We start from the raw sequence: 24,004 nt of genomic DNA, 5'->3' as shown, positions 1-24,004 counted from the left end.
GTCCTGTCTCAGTGCACCGATTGTGCAAGGTCTTGCGCCGCCTGCAGGGCCGCGGAGTAGTTGTTGACGAGCAGATCCACCGAAGCCGCCGTCACATCGAAGATGGGAGCCGGATAAACACCGTAGAAGATCGTCAGCGCGACCAGCGGATAAAGGATCAGCTTCTCGCGGCCAGATAGGTCGAGCAGCCCCTTGAGGCTTTCCTTCTCGAGCGCCCCCCAGATCACGCGACGATAGAGCCAAAGCGCGTAACATGCTGAAAGAACGACACCGGTCGCGGCGAAGAGGGCAACCCAGGTGTTGACCTGGAACACCCCGATAACCGTGAGGAACTCTCCGACGAAACCGGACGTCCCGGGAAGCCCCACGTTGGCCATGGTGAAGACCATGAAGGCGACGGCATATTTGGGCATGTTGTTGACGAGCCCGCCATAGGCCGCGATCTCGCGGGTATGAAGACGGTCATAGATCACGCCGACGCAAAGGAAGAGTGCTCCCGAAACGATGCCGTGCGACAGCATCTGGAAGATCGCACCCTGCACGCCCTGCATGTTTGCGGCAAAGATGCCCATCGTCACGAAGCCCATGTGAGCGACCGAGGAATAGGCAATCAGCTTCTTGATGTCGTCCTGCATCATGGCCACGAGCGAGGTGTAGATGATGGCCATGACGGACAGCGTGAAGACGAAGGGCGCGAAATAATCCGATGCCAGCGGGAACATCGCAAGCGAAATGCGGATGAAGCCATAGCCGCCGAGCTTCAGCATGACGCCCGCAAGAATGACAGATCCCGCGGTTGGTGCCTGGACGTGCGCGTCCGGGAGCCAGGTATGGACGGGCCACATCGGCATCTTGACTGCGAAGGCGGCGAAGGCAGCCAACCAAAGCCAGGTCTGCATATTGGCCGGGAAGTTGTACCGCAGCAGTTCAGTGATGTCGGTCGTGCCGGCCTGCCAGTACATCGCCATGATCGCGAGCATCATCAGCACCGACCCGGCAAGTGTATAGAGAAAGAACTTGTAGGACGCATACACGCGGTCCTTGCCGCCCCACACGCCGATGATGACGAACATCGGAATCAGCGTCGCTTCAAAGAAGACGTAGAAGAGAACGATATCAAGCGCAACGAAGACGCCGACCATCACCACTTCCAGGAGGAGGAAGGCGATCATGTATTCCTTGACGCGCTTTTCTACGGAGTGCCAGCTGGCCAGCACGCAGAAGGGCATCAGGAAGGTCGTCAGGATAACGAACAGCATCGATATGCCGTCAACGCCAAGGTGATAGGAGATGCCGGTGCCTAACCACGCATGCTTCTCGACCATCTGGAAGCCAGGGTTCGAGTTGTCGAAGCCGATCCAGATGAAGAGCGAGACGACGAATGTGAAGACAGTCGTCAGCAGCGATACATTCAGGATATTGCGCCGGCCGTAAGGGCTGTCTTCGCGTGTCAGCAGAAGAAGCAGCACGCCCACCAGCGGCAGAAAGGTGACCGTCGAGAGAATTGGCCAGTCGGTCATTACATTGAGCTCCCGAGCATCATCCAGGTGACGAGGGCGGCGATGCCGAGCAGCATCGCAAACGCATAGTGATAAAGGTAGCCAGACTGCAGGCGCACGACTCCACGCGTAACATCGACGACGCGAGCGGCAACGCCGTTCGGGCCATAGGCGTCGATGACGCCAACGTCACCCTTCTTCCACAGGAAGCGGCCGAGAGCCTTGGCGGGACGAACGAAGAGAAAGTCGTAGATTTCGTCGAAGTACCACTTGTTGAGCAGGAACTCGTAAAGGACCTTCTGCGACGCCGCCAATCGGCGAGGGGTGTCGGGGGACTTTATGTACATGTACCATGCCGTGATCAGCCCGAGCGCCATAGCAATAAACGGGCTCCACTTCACCAGCAGTGGCACGTGGTGGAACTCCTCGAGGATCTCGTTCTCCGGCAGGGTGAACAGAGCGCCTTTCCAGAACTCGCCGTAGTGGTGGCCGAAGAAGTAGCCCTCGAACAGGAAGCCAGCGGCAACTGCACCGACCGCTAGGATATAGAGCGGCACCAGCATAACCTGCGGTGATTCATGAACGTGATGCATCACGTCCGCAGAAGCGCGCGGCTTGCCGAAGAAGGTCAGAAACGCCAGTCGCCATGAATAGAAGCTGGTGAACAGTGCGGCAATGACGAGAAGGGTGAAGGCAAAGCCGGCTGCCACGGAATGCGATGCATAAGCCGATTCGATGATCACGTCCTTAGAGAAAAAGCCGGCAAATCCGAACATCGTGCCGGGAATGCCAACGCCCGTAAGGGCCAACGTTCCGATGGTCATCATCCAGAAGGTAACCGGAATGTGCTTGCGCAGGCCGCCCATGTAGCGCATGTCCTGCTCGCCATCGACGGCATGGATCACGGAGCCGGCTCCAAGAAACAGGAGCGCCTTGAAGAACGCGTGCGTGAACAGGTGGAAGATGGCGGCGCCGTAGGCCCCTACCCCAAGCGCCACGAACATGTAGCCGAGCTGCGAGCAGGTGGAATAGGCGATGACGCGTTTGATGTCGTTTTGCACCAGGCCGACGGTTGCCGCGAAGAAGGCGGTGATCGCGCCAACGATCGTGACGACCAGAAGAGCATCCGGTGACAGTTCGAAGATCGGCGACATGCGTGCGACAAGGAAAACGCCGGCGGTGACCATGGTCGCTGCGTGGATGAGAGCCGAGACGGGAGTCGGACCTTCCATCGCATCCGGCAGCCAGGTGTGCAGCAGGAATTGCGCGGACTTGCCCATCGCGCCCATGAACAGCAGCAGGCAGACGATGGTGAGCGCGCCGTAGCGGGTCAGTTCCATGCCGAAGATGCTGGCGATGACCTCGCCACCTTCGGCTGCACCTTCTGCGGGCAGATAGCTGCCGGCGGCGGCGAAGATCGTCTCGAAATTGAGCGAGCCGAACAGCATGAAGATGCCGGCGATGCCGAGCAGGAAGCCGAAGTCGCCGACGCGGTTGACGATGAAAGCCTTCATCGCCGCCGCCGAAGCCGAGGGCTTCTTGTACCAGAAGCCGATCAGCAGATACGAGGCAAGACCGACGCCTTCCCAGCCGAAGAACATCTGCACCAGGTTGTCCGACGTCACCAGCATCAGCATGGCGAAAGTGAAGAGCGACAGGTAGGCGAAGAAGCGCGGCCGATGCGGATCGTGATGCATGTAGCCGATGGAGTAGACGTGGACGAGCGTCGAGACCGTGTTGACGACCACGAACATGACCGCCGTCAGGGTGTCGATCCGGAATGCCCATTCGATGTCGATGCCGCCAGACTGGATCCAGCGCAGCACATCAACCTTGATGACCTCTCCCGCTTCGCCGTGACCGAGCGCGACATTGAAGAAGACCACCCACGAGAGAGCCGCGGCGATGATCATTAGGCCGCTGGTGACGTATTCGGAAGCCTTGGCGCCAATCGAGCGTCCAAACAGGCCGGCAATCAGGAAGCCGATCAGGGGAAGAAAGACGATAGCCTTGTAGATCATGACCTGATCAGCCCTTCATCATGTTGACGTCTTCAACCGCGATGGAGCCACGGTTGCGGTAGAAGACGACGAGAATTGCGAGACCGATAGCCGCTTCCGCAGCCGCGACGGTCAGAATGAACAGTGCGAAGACCTGACCGACGATGTCGTTCAGGAAGGACGAGAAGGCCACCATGTTCAGGTTGACCGACAGAAGGATCAATTCGATCGACATCAGAATGATGATGACGTTCTTGCGGTTCAGAAAGATGCCGAACACGCCGAGAATGAAGAGGATGGCGCTGACCGTCAGGTAGTGGGAGAGACCGATTTCCATGTGCTTGTTCCTTCGTCGCCTACCTCAGATGCCCTGCCCCGACTTAACCTTGACCACTTCCACGGCAGTCTCGGGTGAGCGGGCGACCTGGCGCGAAATATCCTGGCGCTTGATGTGCTGGCGGTGGCGCAGTGTCAGCACGATGGCGCCGATCATCGCCACCAGCAGGATGAGACCGGCGATCTGGAAGAAGTAGACGTAGTGCGTGTAAAGGACGTCGCCGAGTACCGCCGTATTTGTCCGCACAGCAGGGTTCGGGATCGGCATAGTGATCGCACTTCCCGCCTGCGGCGTCACCACGCTTCCGCCGATCACAACGATCAGTTCAGCTGCAACGATGAGGCCAATCAGGATGCCGACCGGCGCGTACTGCAGGACGCCGGAGCGGAGCTCGGCGAAGTCGATGTCCAGCATCATCACGACGAAGAGGAAGAGAACCGCGACCGCGCCGATGTAAACGACGAGAAGGATCATTGCGAGGAATTCTGCCCCCGTCAGCAGGAAGAGCCCGGCCGCGTTGAAGAACACCAGGATCAGGAAAAGGACGGAGTGAACCGGATTCTTAGCCGAGATGACCATGAATGCCGACGCCACCGCAACGAAGGCGAAGAGATAAAAGAAGAGTGCCTGCAGACCCATCGTGGTGCCTTTTCGTCCTTCTCGGGAGAGCGCGCGCGTTCTCCAATTTGTCCCGGTGGATGAGCACACCACCGGCAGTTATCCTGTCCAACCGTCAACCCCCTGCTGTGGCAGGGGCTCGTCCGCCTCAGCGGTAAGGCGCGTCCTGCGCCATGTTACGAGCGATTTCACGCTCCCAACGATCACCGTTATCGAGAAGACGTGCCTTATCGTAATAAAGCTCCTCGCGGGTCTCGGTTGAGAACTCAAAGTTGGGGCCTTCGACAATGGCATCGACCGGGCAGGCCTCCTGACAAAAGCCGCAGTAGATGCACTTCACCATGTCGATGTCGTAGCGGACCGTCCGGCGCGTGCCGTCGTTGCGCCGAGGCCCTGCCTCGATGGTGATTGCCTGGGCGGGACAGATCGCTTCGCAAAGCTTGCAGGCGATGCAGCGTTCCTCGCCATTCGGATAACGGCGCAGCGCATGCTCACCACGGAAGCGCGGCGAGACGGGGTTCTTCTCGAAAGGATAGTTGACCGTCGCCTTCGGCTTGAAGAAGTACCGCATCGACAGGAAAAACCCTGAGACGAACTCCTTGAGGAAGAGCGAACTGACGGTCTGTGTCAGACTTGCCATTAGTATTCTCCAGTGCGGATCAGCGTGTGACGGGACATATCAGGCCCATCCCATCAGCTTGAGCACGAATGCAGTGATGATGACCATGGCGAGCGAGATCGGGAGGAAGACTTTCCAGCCCAGCCGCATCAACTGGTCGTAGCGGTAGCGCGGAACGAAGGCCTTCACCATCGAGTAGCCGAAGAAGATCAGCAGAACCTTCAGGATGAACCAGACAATGCCGGGGACCCAGTTGAGGATCCAGATGTCGAACGGTGGCAGCCAGCCCCCTAGGAACAAGATCGTCGTCAGCGAGCAGATCAGCAGGATTGCCGCGTATTCGCCCAGCATCAGCATCATGTAAGGCGCCGACGAATATTCCACCATATAGCCGGCAACCAGCTCCGATTCCGCTTCCGGAAGGTCGAAGGGCGGACGGTTGGTTTCAGCCAGACCCGAAATGAAGAAGATGATGAACATCGGGAAGAGCGGTAGCCAGTGCCAGTCGAGGAAGGAGTTCGGAAGCCCCATCATCGTACCTAGGCCATCCTTCTGGGCGAACACCATGTCGGACAGATTGAGTGAACCGACACAAAGCAGCACAGTGACGATTACGAAGCCGATCGAAACTTCGTAGGAGACCATCTGTGCAGCAGAGCGTAGCGCGCCGAGAAACGGGTATTTCGAGTTCGACGCCCACCCGGCCATGATGATGCCGTAGACCTCGAGCGACGAGATCGCGAACACGTAAAGAATACCGACATTGATGTTGGCGATCACCCAGTTCTCACCGAAGGGGATCACTGCCCATGTCGCGAGAGCCAGCGTCACCGCCACCAGGGGTGCGAGCAGGAAAACGCCCTTGTTCGCGCCGGATGGGATGATGGGCTCCTTGAAGACGAACTTCAGGAGGTCGGCGAAGGACTGGAAGAGACCAAAAGGACCCACCACGTTGGGACCGCGACGCAGCTGTACCGCTGCCCAGACCTTGCGGTCGGCGTAGAGGATGTAAGCGATGAAGACCAGAAGACAGACGAGGACGAGCAGCGACTGGCCAATCATCACCAGCGCCGGCCATGCGTAGGTCGAGAAGAAGGTATCGTCCATATTCCGTTACTCCGCCGCAGCCTGGATATTATTGCGGGCCAATGCTGAGCATTCGGCCATCACGGCCGATGCGCGTGCGATCGGGTTCGTCAAATAGAAGTCTTTGATCGGCGACGCAAATCCAGACGTGCTTAAGTCACCGGCTTTTTGGCTTAGCGCGGTGATCGCATCAATATTGCCGGGCGCGATCTGGTCCAGTTCGGCAAGGTGCGGGTAGGTGCCGTAGAGCTGGGTGCGCAATGCGGACAGCGAATCAAAGGGCAGCTTGTGGCCGAGCACGTCCGACAAGGCGCGGATGATGGCCCAATCTTCTCGCGCCTCGCCCGGTGGGAAGCCAGCACGGTTCCCCATCTGCACGCGGCCTTCAGTATTGACCCAAGTACCCGACTTTTCCGTGTAAGTGGCAGCTGGCAGGATCACATCAGCATGGTGCGCGCCGTTGTCGCCATGGCTTCCGATGTAGACGGTGAACTTTGCTCCCTTGCGCGAGAAGTCCATCTCATCGGCGCCGAGCAAGAAGAGCACATCCATGTCCGCCAACATCTGTGCGGCCGGGGCGCCGTTTGCGCCCGGCACAAAGCCAAGATCGAGGCCACCGACGCGTGACGCGGCCGTATGCAGAACTCCGAAGCCGTTCCACTCGCCCGAGACTGCGCCGACCGAGGCAGCGAGCTTGGCGGCAGCGCCGAAGATGGCGGCACCGTCCGGTCGAGCGAGAGCGCCCGGACCAACGATGATCATCGGATTCTTGACATTGCGAAGCGTGTCGACAAAACCACCGGATCCATTGAGGAGTTCTGTGAGGCTGTCGGGGCCTGCGCCGAGATACTCGTAGCCATAGCGCAGATCACCGCCCTCCCCGATCACGCCGATCGGGAAGTCACCACGCCGCCAGCGCTTGCGGATGCGTGCGTTCAGCACTGCTGCTTCGTAGCGCGGATTTGCGCCGATGAGGAGCAGCGCGCCGGCCTGATCAATTCCCTGAATGGTCGGGTTGAAGAGATAGCTTGAGCGACCGAGCGACGGATCGAGCGCCGCGCCATCTTGACGGCAATCCAGGTTCTCGGAGCCGAGCGAGCGGATGAGCTCCTTCAGCGCATACATTTCTTCCACGGCGGCAAGATCGCCGGCGATTGCTCCTATCCTCTCAGCGGAGGTAGCGGACACCGCAGCTTTGATGGCGGCGAACGCCTCACCCCAGCTGGCGGGCTGCAAACGACCGTTGCGCCGGACGTAAGGCCGGTCGAGGCGCTGGGTCTTCAACCCGTCCCAGATGAAGCGGGTCTTGTCGGAAATCCACTCCTCGTTCACTTCGTCGTTGACGCGCGGCAGGATGCGCATCACTTCGCGACCGCGGGTATCAACGCGTATGGCGGATCCGACCGCATCCATCACATCGATCGACTCGGTCTTCCCAAGCTCCCACGGACGCGCCGTGAAGGCGAACGGGCGGGAAGTCAGCGCACCGACTGGGCAAAGATCGATCACATTGCCTTGCAGTTCCGACGTCATGGCATGTTCGAGATAGGTTGTGATCTCGGCATCCTCGCCGCGACCGATCAGGCCGAGCTCGGAGATACCGCCCACTTCGGTCGTGAAGCGGACGCAGCGCGTGCAGTGGATGCAGCGGTTCATCACAGTCTTGACGAGCGGGCCGATGTACTTGTCCTCAACCGCGCGTTTGTTCTCGGTATAGCGAGATGCGTCCATGCCGAAGGCCATTGCCTGGTCCTGCAGGTCGCATTCGCCACCCTGGTCGCAGATTGGGCAATCCAGCGGGTGGTTGATGAGCAGGAACTCCATCACGCCTTCGCGGGCCTTCTTGACCATCGGGGTGTTGGTGAAGACTTCCGGCAGTTCTCCGTTCGGGCCGGGCCGGACGTCGCGCACACCCATGGCGCAGGAAGCCGCTGGCTTTGGCGGGCCGCCCTTCACCTCGACGAGACACATGCGGCAGTTACCTGCTACCGAAAGGCGCTCGTGGAAACAGAACCGCGGAACCTCGGCTCCGGCTTCCTCGCATGCCTGAAGCAGCGTGAAATGATCCGGAACCTCGATTTCCTTGCCGTCAACCTTCAGCTTTGCCATCGTCTCACTTACGTCCTGTGCTCAATCCCGCGGCCTTGGGCCGGAGATAAATCCTTACTTTGCCAGCTTTCCGGCCTGACCAACCCAATCATCACGACCGATCCGCCCGTCCAGCCCCAGTAGCTTGTCGAGCTTGGCGACTTCCGCCTCATTCCAGGCTGCAATTTGGCTCAGTGCCGTGATGCCATTCTCGTTCAAGACCTTCTCCAACTTCGGTCCCACGCCCGAAATCTGCTTCAGGTTATCCTTGGCAACAGTCTTGGCCGACCGGCGGGTTGTCGGTTTCGTCCCACCCGCTTTGGCGGCTGCCGGCGCCTGCTGTCCAACTGGCTTGCGTCTCGTCCTCGCCTGCGGCTTCGCCGGAGCAGACGGCGCTGCCGCAAGCTCTTCCCTTGGTGCCGGACGAGAGGGCGCAACCTCCGCATCGGCGTCACCGGAAACGCGCCTCTGCGCCTCTAGCGCACCCTGTAGCGCACCGAAGAAGGCCCCTGCGAATTGGCCGGCGATGCTTAAACCGACCGCGGTCGCGGCGGCCATGGCGGCCGTCGACTGCACCAGTAGCGGATTGCTGGTCAGCGTGTCGGCGAAATCAACATGGCCGGGAGCTGTCGCCGGCTTCACCGTCGCTGCTTCGTTCTGCTGTTCTTTCACCGACTTGGGCAATCTTCCTACTCCGCTGCTTCCATCACCGCACCACCCGCCAGCGCGTTGTGCGTGTAGCGATCGATCCGCGCCTCGATCTCGGGACGGAAGTTACGGATCAGCCCCTGGATCGGCCAGGCAGCCGCATCACCCAGGGCGCAGATGGTGTGGCCCTCGATCTGCTTCGACACCTGGAACAGCATGTCGATCTCGCGCTTCTGCGCGTTACCGCGAACCATGCGCTCGAGCACCCGCATCATCCAGCCCGTGCCTTCGCGGCATGGGGTGCACTGCCCGCAGCTCTCATGCTTGAAGAAGGCGGCAATGCGCCAGATCGCCTTGATGATGTCCGTCGACTTGTCCATCACGATCATGCCGCCGGTGCCGAAGGAGGACTTCACCTCCCGCATCCCGTCAAAATCCATGATCGCATCGGCCATATCCTCGCCGCGAACGACCGGACAGGAAGCGCCGCCTGGAATCACGGCAAGAAGGTTATCCCAGCCACCGCGGATACCGCCGCAGTGACGCTCGATGATCTCGCGGAACGATAGGCCCATGGCTTCCTCGAAGGTGCAGGGCTTGTTGACGTGGCCGGACACCATGAACAGCTTGGTGCCGACGTTGTTCGGGCGACCAATGGAAGAAAACCAGCCGGCGCCGCGACGCAGGATGGTCGGAGCCACTGCAATCGATTCGACGTTGTTGACGGTGGTCGGGCAGCCGTAGAGACCCATGTTCGCCGGGAATGGCGGTTTCAGACGCGGCTGGCCTTTCTTGCCCTCGAGGCTTTCGAGCAGTGCCGTTTCCTCGCCGCAGATATAGGCGCCGGCGCCGTGGTGGACATAGATGTCCATGTCCCAGCCGTGCTTGTTGTTTTTGCCGAGAAGGCCGGCATCATAGCATTCGTCGATCGCCGCCTGCAGCGCCTCGCGCTCGCGGATATACTCGCCACGGACATAGATGTAGGCCGTATGCGCACCCATGGCGAAGCTCGCGATCACGCACCCCTCGATCAGCGTATGCGGATCGTGGCGCATGATGTCGCGGTCCTTGCAGGTGCCGGGCTCGGATTCGTCGGCGTTGACCACGAGGTAGTGCGGGCGCCCGTCGGACTCCTTCGGCATGAAGGACCACTTGAGACCGGTCGGGAAGCCGGCGCCACCACGCCCGCGCAGGCCCGAAGCCTTCATCTCGTCGATGATCCAGTCCCTGCCCTTTTCGAGGATCTGCTTGGTGCCGTCCCAATGCCCACGGCTCATCGCGCCCTTCAGGGACTTGTCCTTAAGGCCGTAGATATTGGTAAAGATGCGATCCTGATCTTTTAGCATGATCTATTCCACCGGTCCGCCGACATCTGCCGGCCGTTGCTATGCATCATGCGACCAAAGCGGAGGCCGCACAAAAATTCGCATTCCTTACGACGCGTCGCCTTCCGGCGTCGTCTTCTTCCGTGTCCGCTTCGGCTTGGCATCGCCAGAAACCGCCCCCGGCTCCGGCGGTGCGCCTTCAACGGCAGCGCCGGCGCTTTTCTTGTCCGGCTTTGGTGTCGAAGCCGTCGCCGAAAGGGGCTGCTCCTGCGCCGTCTTCACACGCTTCTTGGCACCAGCCTTGTCCGTCAGCGGCGTCTTGATTGATGGATCAGCCTCTTCCGCCGTGTCCTTGGCACGCCCTGCATCGGTGGGCGCCATGGGACCCGGCGAACCGGCTTCATCGGTGCTCGGCGCCGGCTCTAGATTCGGACGGGCCGGCTTGGTGTCTTCCGTCAGCGTCGTCGGACCGCCAACCGGGGCAGACACAAGGCGATCTATCTGCGGGCCGGGCGTGATCTCATGCCCTCGTCCGGCGTGGAAGCGGTCGATGATATGCTCCAGCTGCGTGGGCGTGAGGTCTTCATAGGCGTCCTTGAAGATCATGATCATCGGCGCGTTGACGCAGGCGCCCTGACACTCGACCTCTTCCCAGCTCAGCGTGCCGTCCTCGTTGAGCTCAAGCGGATTGGGGTTGATCCTGGACTTGCACACCTTGATCAGGTCCTCGGCGCCCCGCAACATGCAGGGGGTTGTACCGCAGACTTGGATATGCGCGCGGGTGCCGATCGGTTTCAGCTGGAACTGGGTGTAGAAGGTCGCCACTTCCAGTACGCGAATGAACGCCATGTCGAGCTTCTGCGCGACGAATTCGATCGCCGCCCGCGTGACCCAGCCGTCCTGCTCCTGTGCCCGCATCAACAGCGGGATCACTGCCGATTGCTGGCGCCCTTGCGGGTACTTGCGGATGGTCGCTTCGGCCCAGGCGGCGTTCTCCTCGGTGAAGGCGAACGATGCCGGTTGCACATTGTCTTCGGCTAGTCGACGAACGGACATTCTTTGTTACGCCTTATCAGTCTTGGATCCACACTGCCCTGCCGCAGCGCCTGTTGAAGCCGGGACGCAAGTCATCAGCGGTCGACCTCGCCGAACACGATATCGAGCGAGCCGAGGATCGCCGACACGTCCGCCAACTGATGCCCGCGGCACATGAAGTCCATCGCCTGCAGATGGGCAAAGCCCGGCGCCCGGATCTTCAGGCGGTAGGGCTTGTTAGTGCCATCGGCCACGAGATAGACACCAAACTCACCCTTCGGTGCCTCGATGGCCGCATACACCTCCCCGGCCGGCACGTGATAACCTTCCGTATAGAGCTTGAAGTGATGAATCAGCGCCTCCATCGAGCGCTTCATCTCCGCACGCTTCGGCGGCACGACCTTGCCGTCCAGCGACGAGACCGCGCCGACCTTGGCGTCGCCTAGCAGGCGGTTGACGCACTGCTTCATGATCTTCACCGACTCGCGCATCTCGATCATGCGGATCAGATAACGGTCGAAACAGTCGCCATTCTTGCCGATCGGGATATCGAAGTCCATGTCCGCGTAGCATTCGTACGGCTGCGACTTGCGCAGGTCCCAGGCCGCACCTGAGCCACGCACCATCACGCCGGAAAAGCCCCACGCCAAGGCGTCTTCCAGCTTGACGACGCCGATATCAACATTGCGCTGCTTGAAGATGCGGTTGCCGGTCAGCAACTCGTCAATGTCGTCCAGCGTCCCCAGGAACGGGTCGCACCACGCGCCGATATCCTCCACCAGCTCCGGCGGCAGGTCTTGGTGGACGCCACCGGGGCGGAAATACGCCGCGTGCATGCGCGAGCCGGAGGCACGCTCGTAGAATACCATCAGCTTCTCGCGCTCTTCGAAGCCCCAGAGCGGAGGCGTCAAGGCACCGACGTCCATCGCCTGCGTGGTCACGTTAAGCAGGTGCGACTTGATGCGGCTGATTTCGGAGTACAGGACGCGGATTAACTGGCCCCGGATCGGGATTTCGATGCCGAGGAGCTTTTCGACAGCCAGGCAGTAGGCATGCTCCTGGCTCATCGGCGCAACATAGTCCAGACGGTCGAAATACGGCAGCGCCTGGAGATAGGTTCTCGTCTCGATCAGCTTTTCGGTGCCTCGGTGCAAAAGACCGATATGGGGATCAACGCGCTCGACAATCTCGCCGTCCAGTTCCAGCACAAGACGCAACACGCCGTGCGCGGCCGGATGCTGCGGACCAAAGTTTATGTTGAAGTTGCGGACGTTGTGTTCGTTCATTCTGTCAGCTCCATGCCGAGCGGCTAAGCCGAACGGCGGAATGAAAAGCAGCGACGGCGCCGAGGCGCCGATTTCTAGACTTTCGCCTTCTCATCTCCCGGGAGCACATAGTCAGTGCCTTCCCAGGGTGAGAGAAAGTCGAAGCTTCGGAATTCCTGGCGAAGCTCCACGGGCTCGTACACAACCCGCTTTGCCGAATCGTCGTATCGGACTTCCACCAGGCCGCTGGTCGGAAAGTCCTTGCGCAGCGGATGCCCCTCGAAGCCATAGTCCGTCAGGATACGGCGCAGGTCCGGGTGACCGGTAAACAGGATGCCGTACATGTCCCAGGCTTCACGCTCAAACCAATCCGCGCCTGGATAGACGCCGCATGCCGATGGCACCGCTTCGTCCTCGCCGATCATCACCTTGATACGGATGCGCGTGTTCTGGCGCAGCGACAGGAGGTGGTAGACGACGTCGAAACGCTTCTCGCGCTGCGGCCAGTCAACGCCACAGATATCGACAAAGTTGACGAAGGCGCACTGCACGTCGTCACGCAGGAAGGTCAGCAACGCGACGATGTTTTCCGGCGCTGCCGTTAGCGTCAGTTCGCCGAAGGCAAAATCCGAGGACTGCACCAGTTCGGGATGCATCTCCGCGATATAGGCCGAGAGGTCTCTCAAGGCTTCGCTCATGATCTGGTCCTCGCCCTTAGCGCTCGATCGTGCCGGTGCGGCGGATCTTCTTCTGCAGAAGAAGCACGCCGTAAAGCAGCGCCTCTGCCGTGGGGGGACAGCCCGGAACATAAATGTCCACAGGCACCACACGGTCGCAGCCTCGCACCACCGAATACGAGTAATGATAATAGCCGCCGCCGTTGGCGCAGGAGCCCATGGAGATGACGTAACGCGGCTCCGGCATCTGGTCGTAGACCTTGCGCAGTGCTGGCGCCATCTTGTTGGTCAGCGTGCCGGCAACGATCATAACGTCGGACTGGCGCGGTGAAGCGCGCGGCGCAAAGCCGAAGCGCTCGGCATCATAGCGCGGCATCGACATGTGCATCATTTCTACGGCGCAGCAGGCGAGACCGAAGGTCATCCACATCAGCGAGCCCGTGCGGGCCCAGGTGATCAGCTCGTCGGTTGAGGTGACGAGAAAGCCCTTGTCGGCGAGCTCGTTGTTGATCTCGCCGAAGAAGCGGTCATCGCTGCCGACCGGCTTGCCGGTCGCGGGATCAATGATGCCCTTAGGTTGTGGCGCAACGAGGGTGTTGCCGCTATCGACTACTCCCATTCCAGCGCTCCTTTCTTCCATTCGTAAATAAAGCCGATCGTGAGCACGGCCAGGAACACCATCATGGACCAGAAGCCGAACCAGCCGATCTCACCGAAGGACAGTGCCCATGGGAAGAGGAAGGCGACCTCCAGATCGAAGATGATGAACAGGATCGACACGAGGTAGAATCGGATGTCGAACTTCATGCGCGCGTCGTCGAACGCATTGAAGCCGCATTCATAAGCTGAAAGCTTCTCCGAATCGGGCGCCTTGTAGGCAACCGCAAAGGGGGCAATCAGCAGAGCCAGCCCGATCACCAGCGAGATTCCGATGAAGATTGCGATCGGAAGGTAGGAACTGAGTAGTTCAGTCATATTGAGCGATCCTGCTTGCCGTAAGCGCCGAGCGGCGCTCAATCAGCAATGCGCGGGCAAAGCGAACGTGCATTGCAATTGGCCCGTGACTACCCCAGCCCACGCTTCGGCGCAAGACATTTAGACTCGCGGTTCCGTGCCGAAATGGCACAGGTGCACATAAGGTCGCAGGACAATCACAAGGCACACGCAAACGCACTACCGGAGCGGCAAAAACCGCACGAAGAAACGAGACCATACCTGCAATAACGTGATTGCGCCGGCGCCCAGACAGGGAACTGCCGGCAAGAGCCAGGGGAAACGGTCGATCCTCAGCCGCAGTGGATCGTAGCCCCCATTTAAGCCACCGGAAATCCACCGCAAGAGCAGGCAACAAATATTTTAGACAACGCTAAAGCGCCGTATCCCTGACAGGAACTGATCGGAAACAATGAAGAAGTGGCGCGAGTGACGGGGCTCGAACCCGCGACCTCCGGCGTGACAGGCCGGCACTCTAACCGACTGAGCTACACCCGCGCATGATGCCTTGCGGCGATCCAACATTCCGGGGAACATCGGAAGAGTTCGAGGATACGAATGGCGCGAGTGACGGGGCTCGAACCCGCGACCTCCGGCGTGACAGGCCGGCACTCTAACCAACTGAGCTACACCCGCGCATTTCGTAAGGGCCAAGACCCTCGCCGGAGCAGCCTCGACCGCCTCGGTTGAGCGGCTAACTAAGAGGTTCGCGAACAGGTGTCAAGCAACATTCAAGACAAAAGGATGAACCCCCTCGCCTTTCCCCGGCGCGCCACGTTTCCCCGCCTTCAACTACCAAATTTTTCGAAATTTCCGCAAAAGCCTCTTGCGGTTTCTCCGCGATCCGCATAGATCACGCCCACCGACGCGGCGGACATGCTCCGCGACGCGAAAGGGCGATTAGCTCAGTTGGTAGAGCGCCTCGTTTACACCGAGGATGTCGGGAGTTCGAGTCTCTCATCGCCCACCATTTTTTCTCAATGAAATCAAACGCTTGCGGCGAGTTAGCAGACGCTGGCGCTTTCCGCCGCCACAAATACCGCCACACTTTCAACCCCTGGACTTTGTTGACGTCACAGCCGTCTTGCAATGCGGCGGGGCAACAAAAGCGACATGCTGTCCACACTCGTGATAAGGCTCGCAACCGGACCGATCTGCGTGTGGGCCTAATAGTCCCCTCACAACCGCACGACATCCACACCATCCCCCAGTTCCCGCTTCGCCGTCTCCACCACGCTCATCTGGTGGGTGAACAGCAGCGTCTGGTGGGTCTCACCGGCAGCGGCCAGTGTGCGCAGGCCGGCGGCAGTGCGTTCGTCGTCGAAGGTTTGAAAAATGTCGTCGAGCACCAGCGGCGCCGGCTCGTTGCGGCGGCAGTAGTCTTCCAGGAAGGCCAGGCGCAGTGCGAGATAGAGCTGGTCGCCGGTGCCTTCGCTGAGCCCTGGCAGCGGCACCTGTTCGCCCGTCTGGCGCTCCACGGCCAGCTGCAACTCGTCGCGCTCGTCATAAACTTGCAGGAGGCGCGTGAAACGGCCGCCGGTCAGGTTGGAAAACAGCTCACCTGCCCGCTTCATCACCGGATCGGCCTGGCGCTCGCGATAGCTCTCCATGGAGGAGGAGAGCAGGCTTGCGGCGAGCTTCAGCACCACCCAGCGGCGGGCCAGGTCTCTCGCCTCGGCTTCGGCCGCCAGCTTCTGGAAGACCGCGCGCTCGGCCCCGATTCCGGTTTCGAGGTCTCGCCGGCGGCGTTCGTTGTCGGCCCGGGCGGCGCGCAGGTCCGAGACGCGGTCCACGAGTTGCGCGTCCTCCTGGTCGAGCCGCTCGACCTCGAGCCCCGCGGCCACCCGGTCGAAGCCTTCGAGTGCTGCCCGGACGTCCTCCTCCGATGTCCCATCCGCGTGTTCGGTGAACCGCTCCCGGCATTGCCTCAGGCCGCCCTCCAGCCGGTGCCGCTCGCGCAGGTCCTCAAGCACCCGCGGCAGCTCCTCCACCGGTCTCGAAAGACGCGCTGCAATGTCTTCGGCTTCCGCCGCCAGTTCCTTCTCCTCCGCGCCAAGCCGCGTGAGCGAGAGCGCGACGCGCTCGAGGTCAGCGGAAAGCGCCGCCCTGTGCTTGTTCTCCGCCGTTGCCGCCAACATCCGCTCGTGCATCAGGCCCGTCGCGACATCGGCCGGAACACCGACGAGGTCCGGTGCCACGGAGGCGACAAGCTTCTGGGCCGCCTCCTCAAAGGCTTCCATGTCACGCGCCATGCCGCGAACTCGTCTTTGGCGGTTCTGGCGCTCGTCGAGCAGGTCCGGCACGCTGCGCCACGCCTCAAGTGCTGCAATCGCCATCGCTGGATCGGCATCTTCGGACAAACCGACCGCAACTGCCGCCGCAGCGAACTGTCCGTGCCAGCGGGCGACCTCGTCGAGAAGGGCGAGTTCGCGTTCCGCGAGCCGCGCAACTTCCTCCTCTGCCATGGCCCGCTTGGTTTCGCCGGCGCGGCTGTCGGTCCATTCCTGGCCAATCTCGCCAAGCTTGCGCTCCAGCCCCCGGCCGATCGCGACCGTCGGTAGGGCAACGGCCGCCAGCCCCACGGCATCGGCGAGCGCAAGCAGTGCCGGCCGCGCCTTCTCTTCCTTCAGCCGCAGCGCTTCCAGTTCGTCGCGCAGGAGGTCGATCTCGCGCAGCTGGCGAAAGCCCTCCTCCACAGCCCGGCGCCACTCGATCATCCGCTCGGGAGCGGAGGGGCGGATGCCGGAGGCACGGAAGGCATCTTCGTAATCCGTCAGGGCATCAGACAGTGCGATATCGGCCTGCCTCGCCTCGCCCCGTGCCGTCTTCAGGGCCTGCTCCAGCTCGCCCCTCCGCAGCGTCAGCTGCGCATGCTGGCTGACACGCTCGGCATCCGCCAGCGCCGCATCCGCCAGCCGGTCGGCCTTGGTGATGCCCGCGGCCAGGCGATCGAAGCCTGCGGGCTCCGGAGCCTCCCGAAGGCTCGCCAGCATGCCGTCACGCTCCGATCGGCTCGCCGCAATGTCCTCACGCGAGACGATGCGCCCGGCACCTTCCAGCGCCTCCAGCTGATGCCGGAGCTTCCCGTCTTCCTCTTCCAACGCACCCACACGCGCCGCTGCGGCTTTGGCTTCCCCTTTGACCTCGTCGATCAGCCGGCGATGATTCGAAAGCTCCGCCGCCTCCGGCAGCGGGGCTGACGCCAGTGCGCGGATGTCGGCAACACGCGGATCGAGCCGCCCGACGGCCGCCGCGAGGTCCGCCTCTGCACGGTTCAGCTTGACCTGCAGGGTTTCCGTGCGTTGCAGTTCCGCGAGGTCGGGCTGCAGCGCTGCCAGTTGGTCCGCCCAGGGCTTGGGATCGACCGCGCGCCGCGCTTCGCGGCCCAGCTGCATCCGCCTCAGCGCCTCGTGCTGTTCCTCCATCCGCTCCCGCACATTACGCAGGCTGCGGTCGAGACCGGTCCCCTCCTCCACCAGCGCGCGCAGGCGAGCGAGATCGGCATCCGGTGGCTGACGGCTTTCCAGCTCGGCGGTGCCGGCGAGCCCCAGACCGCGGGCCGCCTTCGCCAGGCGCTGGTCGAACTCCTCCACTTCGGCCCGCACGCGAGCGATATCGACGCGTGCCTTCTCGTAGACGCCCTTATCCGCGTGGGCGGCCATGATGGCGGCGGAGGCCGTAAGCAGCGGATCATTGACGTGAACGGCGGCAATATCGTCGCGCAGGCGCGCCAGATCCGCCTCGCCCCGCCGACGCGCGGCCTCGTTTTCCCGCCGACGCTCCAGGAGCGCGGCGAGCTGTCGCTCGAACTCGGCGGGAAGACCCGCCAGCCACTCGTATTGCGCCAGTTGTTCGCGCTCGCGGTCGATCTCGCGGATGATCGGATCGAGCCGCTGCAGCATGCGCAGCCGGTCGAGCGCACGCCGCGTTTCCTGCCGCTCAGAAAGTACGGCGGCCAATTCCGTTTCAAGCTCCGTCTGTTCGGCGATCAGCTTTTTCCAGTCGCCGGACTTCAGCTCGTTGTCGCGCTCGGCCCGCCGCGCCTCGTCGTGTGCGTCGAGCACCTGGTAGAACAGCCGGTCCTTGGACTTGCGCGGCGCATAGATCGCGTCGGCCTCGGCTTCCAGGCTCTTGCGCATGTCGGCAAGTCCGGTGAGGCCGGAGGCGGCGGAAAACAACAGGCTGCCGATCTCGCCGCCGCTCTTCAGCATGCTTTCGCCGCCGGCCCTGAGCAATGCCGAGTTTAGCCCGAACGCCCGCTCGAAGACATCGCGGCTGAGCGTGCCGAGGAACGGCGTCAGAATATCGTCCGGCAACGCCTCCTCCGCATCCGTCGCGGCCAGAAGCGTGCTCTTGCGACCACGCCGGCGGCGGAAAGCGAGCCGGGCTCCATCGCGCGCTGCGATCGCGGCGCCGACCCTCAAGCTCGCGGGGTCGTGCTGGAAGCTGTACTGGGCGGCGGTGGGGAAGCCGAACAGAAGGTCGGAGATCGCCGACAGTGCGGAGGATTTTCCGGCTTCGTTGGGGCCGTAGATGATGTGCAGTCGCGCATCCGGGCGAAACGCAAGGCTGCGGTCGGTAAGCGCGCCATAGCGCAGGATGTCGAGGCGGTCGAAGCGCACTAGGGGGCGCCTCCCGCACGGCCAAGCAGAAGCTCCCGTGCTTCGGCCAACAGTGTTTCGGCATCCTCGCCCAGCGCCCGGTCCTGTGCGCCGAGGCCGCCGGGAAGCCGGACGGCGATCTCCGCAACCTTCGCCTCCGCCTCTGCCAGAAGCTCCGGCGGAAACGTATCCAGTGACAGCAGTCCGTCGAGCCCCAGGGGGGCGGATGCGCCGGCTGCGACCGTCCTGACGTCCTCGACGCGAACCTCGACCTTCTCCAGCCAGATGTCCTCATGGCAGCGATGGCAGGCGGCCTGCGCCTCGTCGCGAAAATCCTGCGCGCGCGCCAGGAGTTCGCGACGGTGGCGGCTCGTTCCCGCCAGGCGGATGCGCAACGCCAGAGGGCGTCCCTCCATCGCTTCGGCGATGTTTTCCAAGGCCGCCTCGATCCGCCGCAGGATCGCCGGCAGGTCGTCCTCCGGCTCAACCATCACCGTCTTCTCGGCAAAGCGCGCGCTGTCGGTGATGATCCGCTCGAGGCTGATCCGCCGGTCCTCAACGGTCACCACCACTGCCCCTTTGGCACCCTGCTCGCGGATGCTGCGACCTTGCAGGTTGCCGGGAAAGACGACATAGGGGTCCTCTGCCACGACCTCGTGGTCATGCACATGGCCGAGCGCCCAATAGTCGTAACCGCGCGAGCGCAGGTCATCCACCGAACAAGGGGCATAGGGTGCATGCGGCTCGCGCCCCGTCAGGGAGGTGTGCAGCACGCCGATGTTGAACCAGCCGGGCTTTGCCGGCGGATAGGCCAACGCCAGGTTGTCCGTCGCAGATCGCTCGGCAAACCCTTGTCCGTGCAGCGCCACCTTCAGGTGGTCAAGCGTAAAGGTGCCGGCCTTGTTGACGGGAAACTCGCGCACATTCTTCGGCAGGGTGATCGTTTTCGTGATCACACTTTCGGCGTCGTGGTTACCCTTGAGGAGAAAGACCGGGATTTCTGCCCTCTCCAGCCGCGCCACTTCCCGGTTGAAGAAGAGGCCGATCTTGTTGTCCTTCCAGTCGCCGTCATAGACGTCGCCGGCAACCAGCAAGAAATCGACCTGCCTTTCGATCGCCTGATCGACGAGTGCCGTGAAAGCTTTGCGGCTCGCCTCCATGAACAACTCCGCCACCCCAGCGTCTTTCATCGCCAGCCCATGGAAAGGACTGCCGAGGTGGAGGTCTGCAGCATGGACGAAGGAGAAGGAGGACATCGAATCGCTTGCTTTTGTTATGTCACCTGAGCAGGACTTCTAGGCAATTGGCGGGCATGGCGAAAGCACCCACCGGACAGGCCTGTGGATAGGCATCAGGAGGAAGATAATGAGAGAGCATGCATTCGGCCGCGCATCCTTCACCGTGAGCGAGATCGGCTTCGGCGCCTGGCAAATTGGTGGTTCATGGGGTGATGTCAGCGAGGTTGAGGGACGCGCGGCGCTCGATGCCGCGCTCGACGCCGGCGTGACCTTCATCGACACGGCCGATGTCTATGGTGACGGGCGCTCGGAGAGGATCATCCGCAGCGTGCTCGAAGGTCGCGGCGGTAGCCGACCGATGGTAGCAACCAAGGCTGGGCGGCGCCTCAACCCTCACAATGCCGAAGGATACACCAAAGCGAATCTCGAGAGCTTCATCGACCGCAGCCTCACGAACCTCGGCGTCGACAGTCTCGATCTCGTCCAGCTCCACTGCCCACCGACGGAGGTTCTCTACCGACCAGAGGTCTTCGGGGCGCTCGACGAGCTGCGCAAGGCCGGCAAGATCCGCAACTACGGCGTCAGCGTCGAGAAGGTCGAGGAAGCCGTAAAGGCGATCGAGTATCCCGACGTCGTCAGCATCCAGATCATCTACAACATCTTCCGCCAGCGCCCGGCACACCTCTTCTTCAAGGAAGCCAGGCGCAAGAACGTAGCCGTCATCGTCCGCGTCCCGCTTGCGAGCGGCCTGCTGTCCGGCAAGATCACCAAGGATACCCGCTTCGAAGCCGACGACCACCGCCAGTTCAACCGGCATGGGGAAGCCTTCGATGTTGGGGAGACCTTCGCAGGAGTGCCTTTTGAAGTTGGTCTCCAGGCGGTCGAAGAGGTCCGCAAGCTGGTGCCACAAGGCAACGCCATGGCCGCCTTTGCGCTAAAGTGGATCCTAATGAACGAGGCCGTCACTGTCGTTATCCCCGGCGCGCGTAATGCGGAGCAGGCGCGATCCAATGCGGCGGCTGCCGATCTTGCGGCTATCTCCGACGACGTCATGACGGCGACCAAGGAGATCTATGCGCGGCTGGTCGCGCCGCACGTCCACCAGCGCTGGTAAAGCCATAAACTGCGGAAGCAAGAGAAAAGGCCGGGTCTGCCGCCGGCCTTTTCGTTTCATCCATTCGCCTCAGTTCGTGAGGTTGAGTGGGACCTGCCAGAACAGGGTCTCGCCCGAAGAGTCGTCGACCCCGTCATTGTCGGTGACCGCATAAGCCGTGCCGGCGGCGTCGAAGGCAAAGCCTTCCAGCTTATCGACGGCGTAGCCGTTGGTCGCGGCCTTCAGGTCCGGCAGGAAGTCATGAACTTCTTCCTTGGTGACCGTGGGCAGTTCCTCGCCGATCTTGCCGGGCTTCAGGTCGGCGATCGCAACGCGATAGAGCTTCTTCAGCTTGGCATTGTCGCCGATCTGATTGTCGCGCTCGACGATGTAGACGTAATCGCCACGGGCGGTGATTTCCGACAGGCCGATCCAGCCACTCTCTGTCTTTTCGAGCGGATAGCGGACGGCACCCCATTCCTTGGATGAAGGCTTGTAGGAGATCAGCTTGACGCTGCCCTTATCGTCGTCCTTCCACTCGCGCTGGACGGCCATCCAGAGCGTCATGTCATCGCCGGTACCGACGGAGGTGATGCCTTCGAGGCCGAAGCGGGTCTGGCCTGCGAGCAGTTCGACCGGGAAACCGATCTCCGACTTGATCGCGCCCTTGGCATCGACGTTGTAGATGCCGTGGCCGGTGAGTTTGGCCGGGTCGCCTTCGGAGGCTAGCCAGAACCCACCCTTGCCGTCGAGCGCAATGCCTTCGATGTCGAGCTTCTGCGCCGCGGCACCACCGCGGGTCACCGGAAGCGCCGAGGTGATCATGGCCGGCTTCTGGGTCGCATCGATCGTGAAGATCGTCGGCTGCGCGCCGTAGAAGCTGTCGTTGACGGCGTAGAGCGTGCCGGCCTTTTCGGCATCGCCGACGAGACCGGACAGTGCACCCCAGCCGATCGGCGCACCGTCGACCATGGCGGACTGGATCATGGGATAGGCTGCTTCGCCTTCCGCCAGTTCGTAAAGCATGACGTGCGAACGGGCGCCGCCATCTTCACCGAGATCGGCCTCGTTGGAGGTCGCCAGCAGGTTGCGGGCCGGGATGGCGATGGCGCTTTCCGGCGAGATGCCGGAAGGCAGCAGCTGCACCAGTTCCGGCTCGGCGCCGGTGTCCTTGTAGACGGCAACGATCGACGAGCGCTCGGCCATCACGAAGAAATACTTCTGGTCGCCGAAGGTCGCGGCTTCCAGGCCTTCAGGCTCGACGCCCTTCGACTTGGCGCGCTTGTCCGGGAAATGACCGATCTGGGCGATTGCCAGCTCGAGCGACGGGCCGGATTCGTAAAGCACCTTGCCGGTCTTGTCGAAGATCGTGAAGCCGCGCGATCCGCCCTTGTAGTCGCCTTCGTTGGCGATCACGAAACGGTCGTCGTCCAGCCACTTCAGGGCGTCCGGCTCGCGTGCAACAGCTTCCAGCTTGCCGGTGAACTTCAGCGCACCGTCCGACTTGGTGTCGACGCCGTCGAGATCGACCGTGCCGGCGGAGAAGTGGGTCTTCACTTCGCCCGTCTTGCCGTCGATGATGACGATGTGGTTGTTCTCCTGCAGCGTCAGGGCGATTTCGCCGAGGCTGTTGATGGAGACGAATTCCGGCTCCGGATCGTCACCTGCTACATCGGCAAGACCGGTCACGTCGACATGCTTGATCGAACCGCAATCCGCTACGCCGTCTTTCAGCGTGATGATCGCCAGGTCGCCGGCAGGCATCTGCGGGATTTCGCCGTCGTTAAGATCTTCGTCGCGCTCGTTCTCGATCGCGATCGCTGCAAAGCTCTTGTCGCCGGAGATGGCGACCGAGTCGGGCTGTCCACCCAGATCGCAGCTAGCTTCGATCGACTTCGATGCCACATCCACGACAACGAATTTGCCTGACGGCTTCACGAAGCTTTCGGACGTGTTGACAGCAACCAGAACCTTGGAACCGGCAACGGTGACGGACGTCGGTTCGCCATCCATCATCAGCGCGCCGGCAGCCTTTGGCGCGCTGGCATCGGTGATATCGACGAAGCCGATGCCGCCAAGCGGGCTGTCGGAGTAGATCAGCGTGTTACCGTCCTCGGACGCTGTGATGATCTCGGCCGATGTCGGCGTCAGCTTTTCCTCGCCGGTCGGCAGGTTGGAAGCGACGGGGAACGACGCGATACGATTGAAGACCGGCTCGGCGGATGCGGGAAGTGCAGCGGAAGCAAGCAATGCCGCAGTCAGTGCGGCGCGTACGGAAATTCTCATGAGAAACCCTCCTGTCCATGAAGCGAACAAGGGCGCTTGTGCGGCACATGCGTGACAGAGAGATGACACCCCGCTCAGGTTAGGCGCCGCTGAAAAAGAACCGCCACCAGAACGAAAAAAGGCCCGGACAACTCCGGGCCTTCCAAGACGACAAGCGGCAAAGCTTACTTGTTGTTGACTGCGTCCTTCAGGCCCTTGCCGGCCGAGAACTTCGGCACGTTACGTGCCGGGATGTCAACTTCGGCGCCGGTCGACGGATTGCGGCCCTTCGATGCTTCGCGACGGGAAACGGAGAAGCTGCCAAAACCGGCAAGGCGGATATCGCCGCCATTCTTCAGTTCAGACTGAACAGTGTCAAATACAGCATCAACAGCCGAAGCGGCATCACCCTTGGAGAGGCCAGCCTTTTCCGCAACTGCGGCAACCAGTTCATTCTTGTTCATGTTTCCACCCCTTTCAAACGGTATTGAAACGACTCAAGTTAAATCGGGTCCGACATTAAGTCCCCATCGAACCTTCGCAAGTCACAAGCGCTCAGAAAGCCCGAAAAACAAGGGGTCTCGCTTCATTTTCACAAAAAAAGCCGGCTTTTCCGC

General features: G+C 61.7%; 18 protein-coding genes, 3 tRNA genes and 1 pseudogene. 2 read left to right on the top strand and 20 right to left on the bottom strand.

The genetic code is table 11. From position 1 onward, the window contains the following. Positions 1–8: 8 nt before the first annotated feature. The 16 genes and pseudogenes from LXM96_RS14210 to LXM96_RS14135 all read right to left on the bottom strand — a co-directional run bounded on the left by LXM96_RS14210 (position 9) and on the right by LXM96_RS14135 (position 14,826). Positions 9–1,520, bottom strand: a complete 1,512-nt coding sequence (locus LXM96_RS14210) for an NADH-quinone oxidoreductase subunit M (RefSeq protein ID WP_239999223.1) — start codon at positions 1,518–1,520, stop codon at positions 9–11. Further along, on the bottom strand, positions 1,520–3,520 hold the full coding sequence (nuoL, locus tag LXM96_RS14205) for an NADH-quinone oxidoreductase subunit L (protein ID WP_239999222.1): 2,001 nt from the start codon (positions 3,518–3,520) through the stop codon (positions 1,520–1,522). Before nuoL ends, LXM96_RS14210 begins: the two co-directional genes overlap by 1 nt. 7 nt (positions 3,521–3,527) lie before the next feature. Further along, entirely contained in the window at positions 3,528–3,836 is a 309-nt protein-coding gene (gene nuoK / locus LXM96_RS14200) for an NADH-quinone oxidoreductase subunit NuoK (RefSeq protein WP_029618603.1), read from the bottom strand. Positions 3,837–3,860: 24 nt separating this feature from the next. Beyond that, entirely contained in the window at positions 3,861–4,475 is a 615-nt protein-coding gene (locus LXM96_RS14195) for an NADH-quinone oxidoreductase subunit J (RefSeq protein ID WP_239999221.1), read from the bottom strand. Between the two features lie 127 nt (positions 4,476–4,602). Further along, a complete protein-coding gene (nuoI, locus tag LXM96_RS14190; RefSeq protein ID WP_239999220.1) occupies positions 4,603–5,094 on the bottom strand; it encodes an NADH-quinone oxidoreductase subunit NuoI in 492 nt (163 codons plus the stop codon). Positions 5,095–5,133: 39 nt separating this feature from the next. Next, positions 5,134–6,180 (bottom strand): NADH-quinone oxidoreductase subunit NuoH, encoded by a 1,047-nt coding sequence (gene nuoH / locus LXM96_RS14185; RefSeq protein ID WP_239999219.1) that lies wholly within the window; start codon positions 6,178–6,180, stop codon positions 5,134–5,136. Between the two features lie 6 nt (positions 6,181–6,186). Further along, positions 6,187–8,268 carry an NADH-quinone oxidoreductase subunit NuoG gene (gene nuoG, locus LXM96_RS14180; protein ID WP_239999218.1) on the bottom strand — a complete coding sequence of 694 codons (2,082 nt, stop codon included), beginning with the start codon at positions 8,266–8,268 and terminating at the stop codon, positions 6,187–6,189. Between the two features lie 54 nt (positions 8,269–8,322). After that, complete coding sequence (locus tag LXM96_RS14175) at positions 8,323–8,931, bottom strand: 5' DNA nuclease (RefSeq protein WP_239999217.1); 609 nt, start codon at positions 8,929–8,931, stop codon at positions 8,323–8,325. A 5-nt stretch (positions 8,932–8,936) separates the two neighbouring features. Further along, a complete protein-coding gene (nuoF, locus tag LXM96_RS14170) occupies positions 8,937–10,241 on the bottom strand; it encodes an NADH-quinone oxidoreductase subunit NuoF (RefSeq protein ID WP_239999216.1) in 1,305 nt (434 codons plus the stop codon). Between the two features lie 129 nt (positions 10,242–10,370). Then, positions 10,371–11,276, bottom strand: a pseudogene (nuoE, locus tag LXM96_RS14165) (NADH-quinone oxidoreductase subunit NuoE); the annotation flags it as partial. 74 nt (positions 11,277–11,350) lie between these two features. Continuing rightward, the gene (locus LXM96_RS14160) at positions 11,351–12,541 is read right to left on the bottom strand and encodes an NADH-quinone oxidoreductase subunit D (RefSeq protein WP_239999214.1); all 1,191 of its coding nucleotides are present in this window, start codon (positions 12,539–12,541) and stop codon (positions 11,351–11,353) included. Between the two features lie 74 nt (positions 12,542–12,615). After that, the gene (locus tag LXM96_RS14155; RefSeq protein WP_239999213.1) at positions 12,616–13,218 is read right to left on the bottom strand and encodes an NADH-quinone oxidoreductase subunit C; all 603 of its coding nucleotides are present in this window, start codon (positions 13,216–13,218) and stop codon (positions 12,616–12,618) included. A 16-nt stretch (positions 13,219–13,234) separates the two neighbouring features. Next, positions 13,235–13,816: a NuoB/complex I 20 kDa subunit family protein gene (locus LXM96_RS14150; protein ID WP_239999212.1), complete on the bottom strand. Its 582-nt coding sequence runs from the start codon at positions 13,814–13,816 to the stop codon at positions 13,235–13,237. Then, complete coding sequence (locus tag LXM96_RS14145) at positions 13,807–14,172, bottom strand: NADH-quinone oxidoreductase subunit A (RefSeq protein WP_239999211.1); 366 nt, start codon at positions 14,170–14,172, stop codon at positions 13,807–13,809. The genes LXM96_RS14150 and LXM96_RS14145 overlap by 10 nt, the downstream gene beginning before the upstream one ends. 439 nt (positions 14,173–14,611) lie before the next feature. Then, a tRNA-Asp gene (locus tag LXM96_RS14140) sits at positions 14,612–14,688 on the bottom strand. Between the two features lie 61 nt (positions 14,689–14,749). Continuing rightward, positions 14,750–14,826, bottom strand: a tRNA-Asp gene (locus LXM96_RS14135). Positions 14,827–15,084: 258 nt separating this feature from the next. Here LXM96_RS14135 and LXM96_RS14130 point away from each other — a divergent pair. After that, a tRNA-Val gene (locus LXM96_RS14130) sits at positions 15,085–15,160 on the top strand. 208 nt (positions 15,161–15,368) lie between these two features. On the opposite strand, the gene LXM96_RS14125 is transcribed toward LXM96_RS14130, so the two are convergent. Then, positions 15,369–18,812: an ATP-binding protein gene (locus tag LXM96_RS14125; protein WP_239999210.1), complete on the bottom strand. Its 3,444-nt coding sequence runs from the start codon at positions 18,810–18,812 to the stop codon at positions 15,369–15,371. Continuing rightward, the gene (locus tag LXM96_RS14120; RefSeq protein ID WP_239999209.1) at positions 18,812–20,047 is read right to left on the bottom strand and encodes a metallophosphoesterase family protein; all 1,236 of its coding nucleotides are present in this window, start codon (positions 20,045–20,047) and stop codon (positions 18,812–18,814) included. Before LXM96_RS14120 ends, LXM96_RS14125 begins: the two co-directional genes overlap by 1 nt. Positions 20,048–20,156: 109 nt before the next feature. Between LXM96_RS14120 and LXM96_RS14115 the strand changes: the two genes are divergently transcribed. Next, entirely contained in the window at positions 20,157–21,143 is a 987-nt protein-coding gene (locus LXM96_RS14115; RefSeq protein WP_239999208.1) for an aldo/keto reductase, read from the top strand. A 69-nt stretch (positions 21,144–21,212) separates the two neighbouring features. Here LXM96_RS14115 and LXM96_RS14110 read toward each other — a convergent pair whose 3' ends face one another. Together LXM96_RS14110 and hupB are read right to left on the bottom strand one after the other, a co-directional pair. Continuing rightward, the gene (locus LXM96_RS14110; protein WP_239999207.1) at positions 21,213–23,408 is read right to left on the bottom strand and encodes an esterase-like activity of phytase family protein; all 2,196 of its coding nucleotides are present in this window, start codon (positions 23,406–23,408) and stop codon (positions 21,213–21,215) included. A 164-nt stretch (positions 23,409–23,572) separates the two neighbouring features. After that, positions 23,573–23,851: a DNA-binding protein HupB gene (gene hupB, locus LXM96_RS14105; protein ID WP_239999206.1), complete on the bottom strand. Its 279-nt coding sequence runs from the start codon at positions 23,849–23,851 to the stop codon at positions 23,573–23,575. Between the last annotated feature and the right edge of the window lie 153 nt (positions 23,852–24,004).

Source organism: Rhizobium halophilum, assembly GCF_021648825.1.
GTDB classification, from domain to species: Bacteria; Pseudomonadota; Alphaproteobacteria; order Rhizobiales; family Rhizobiaceae; genus Neorhizobium; species Neorhizobium halophilum.
Note: the sequence above shows the minus strand (reverse complement) of the source record. Positions and strands in the feature narration are given on the sequence as shown.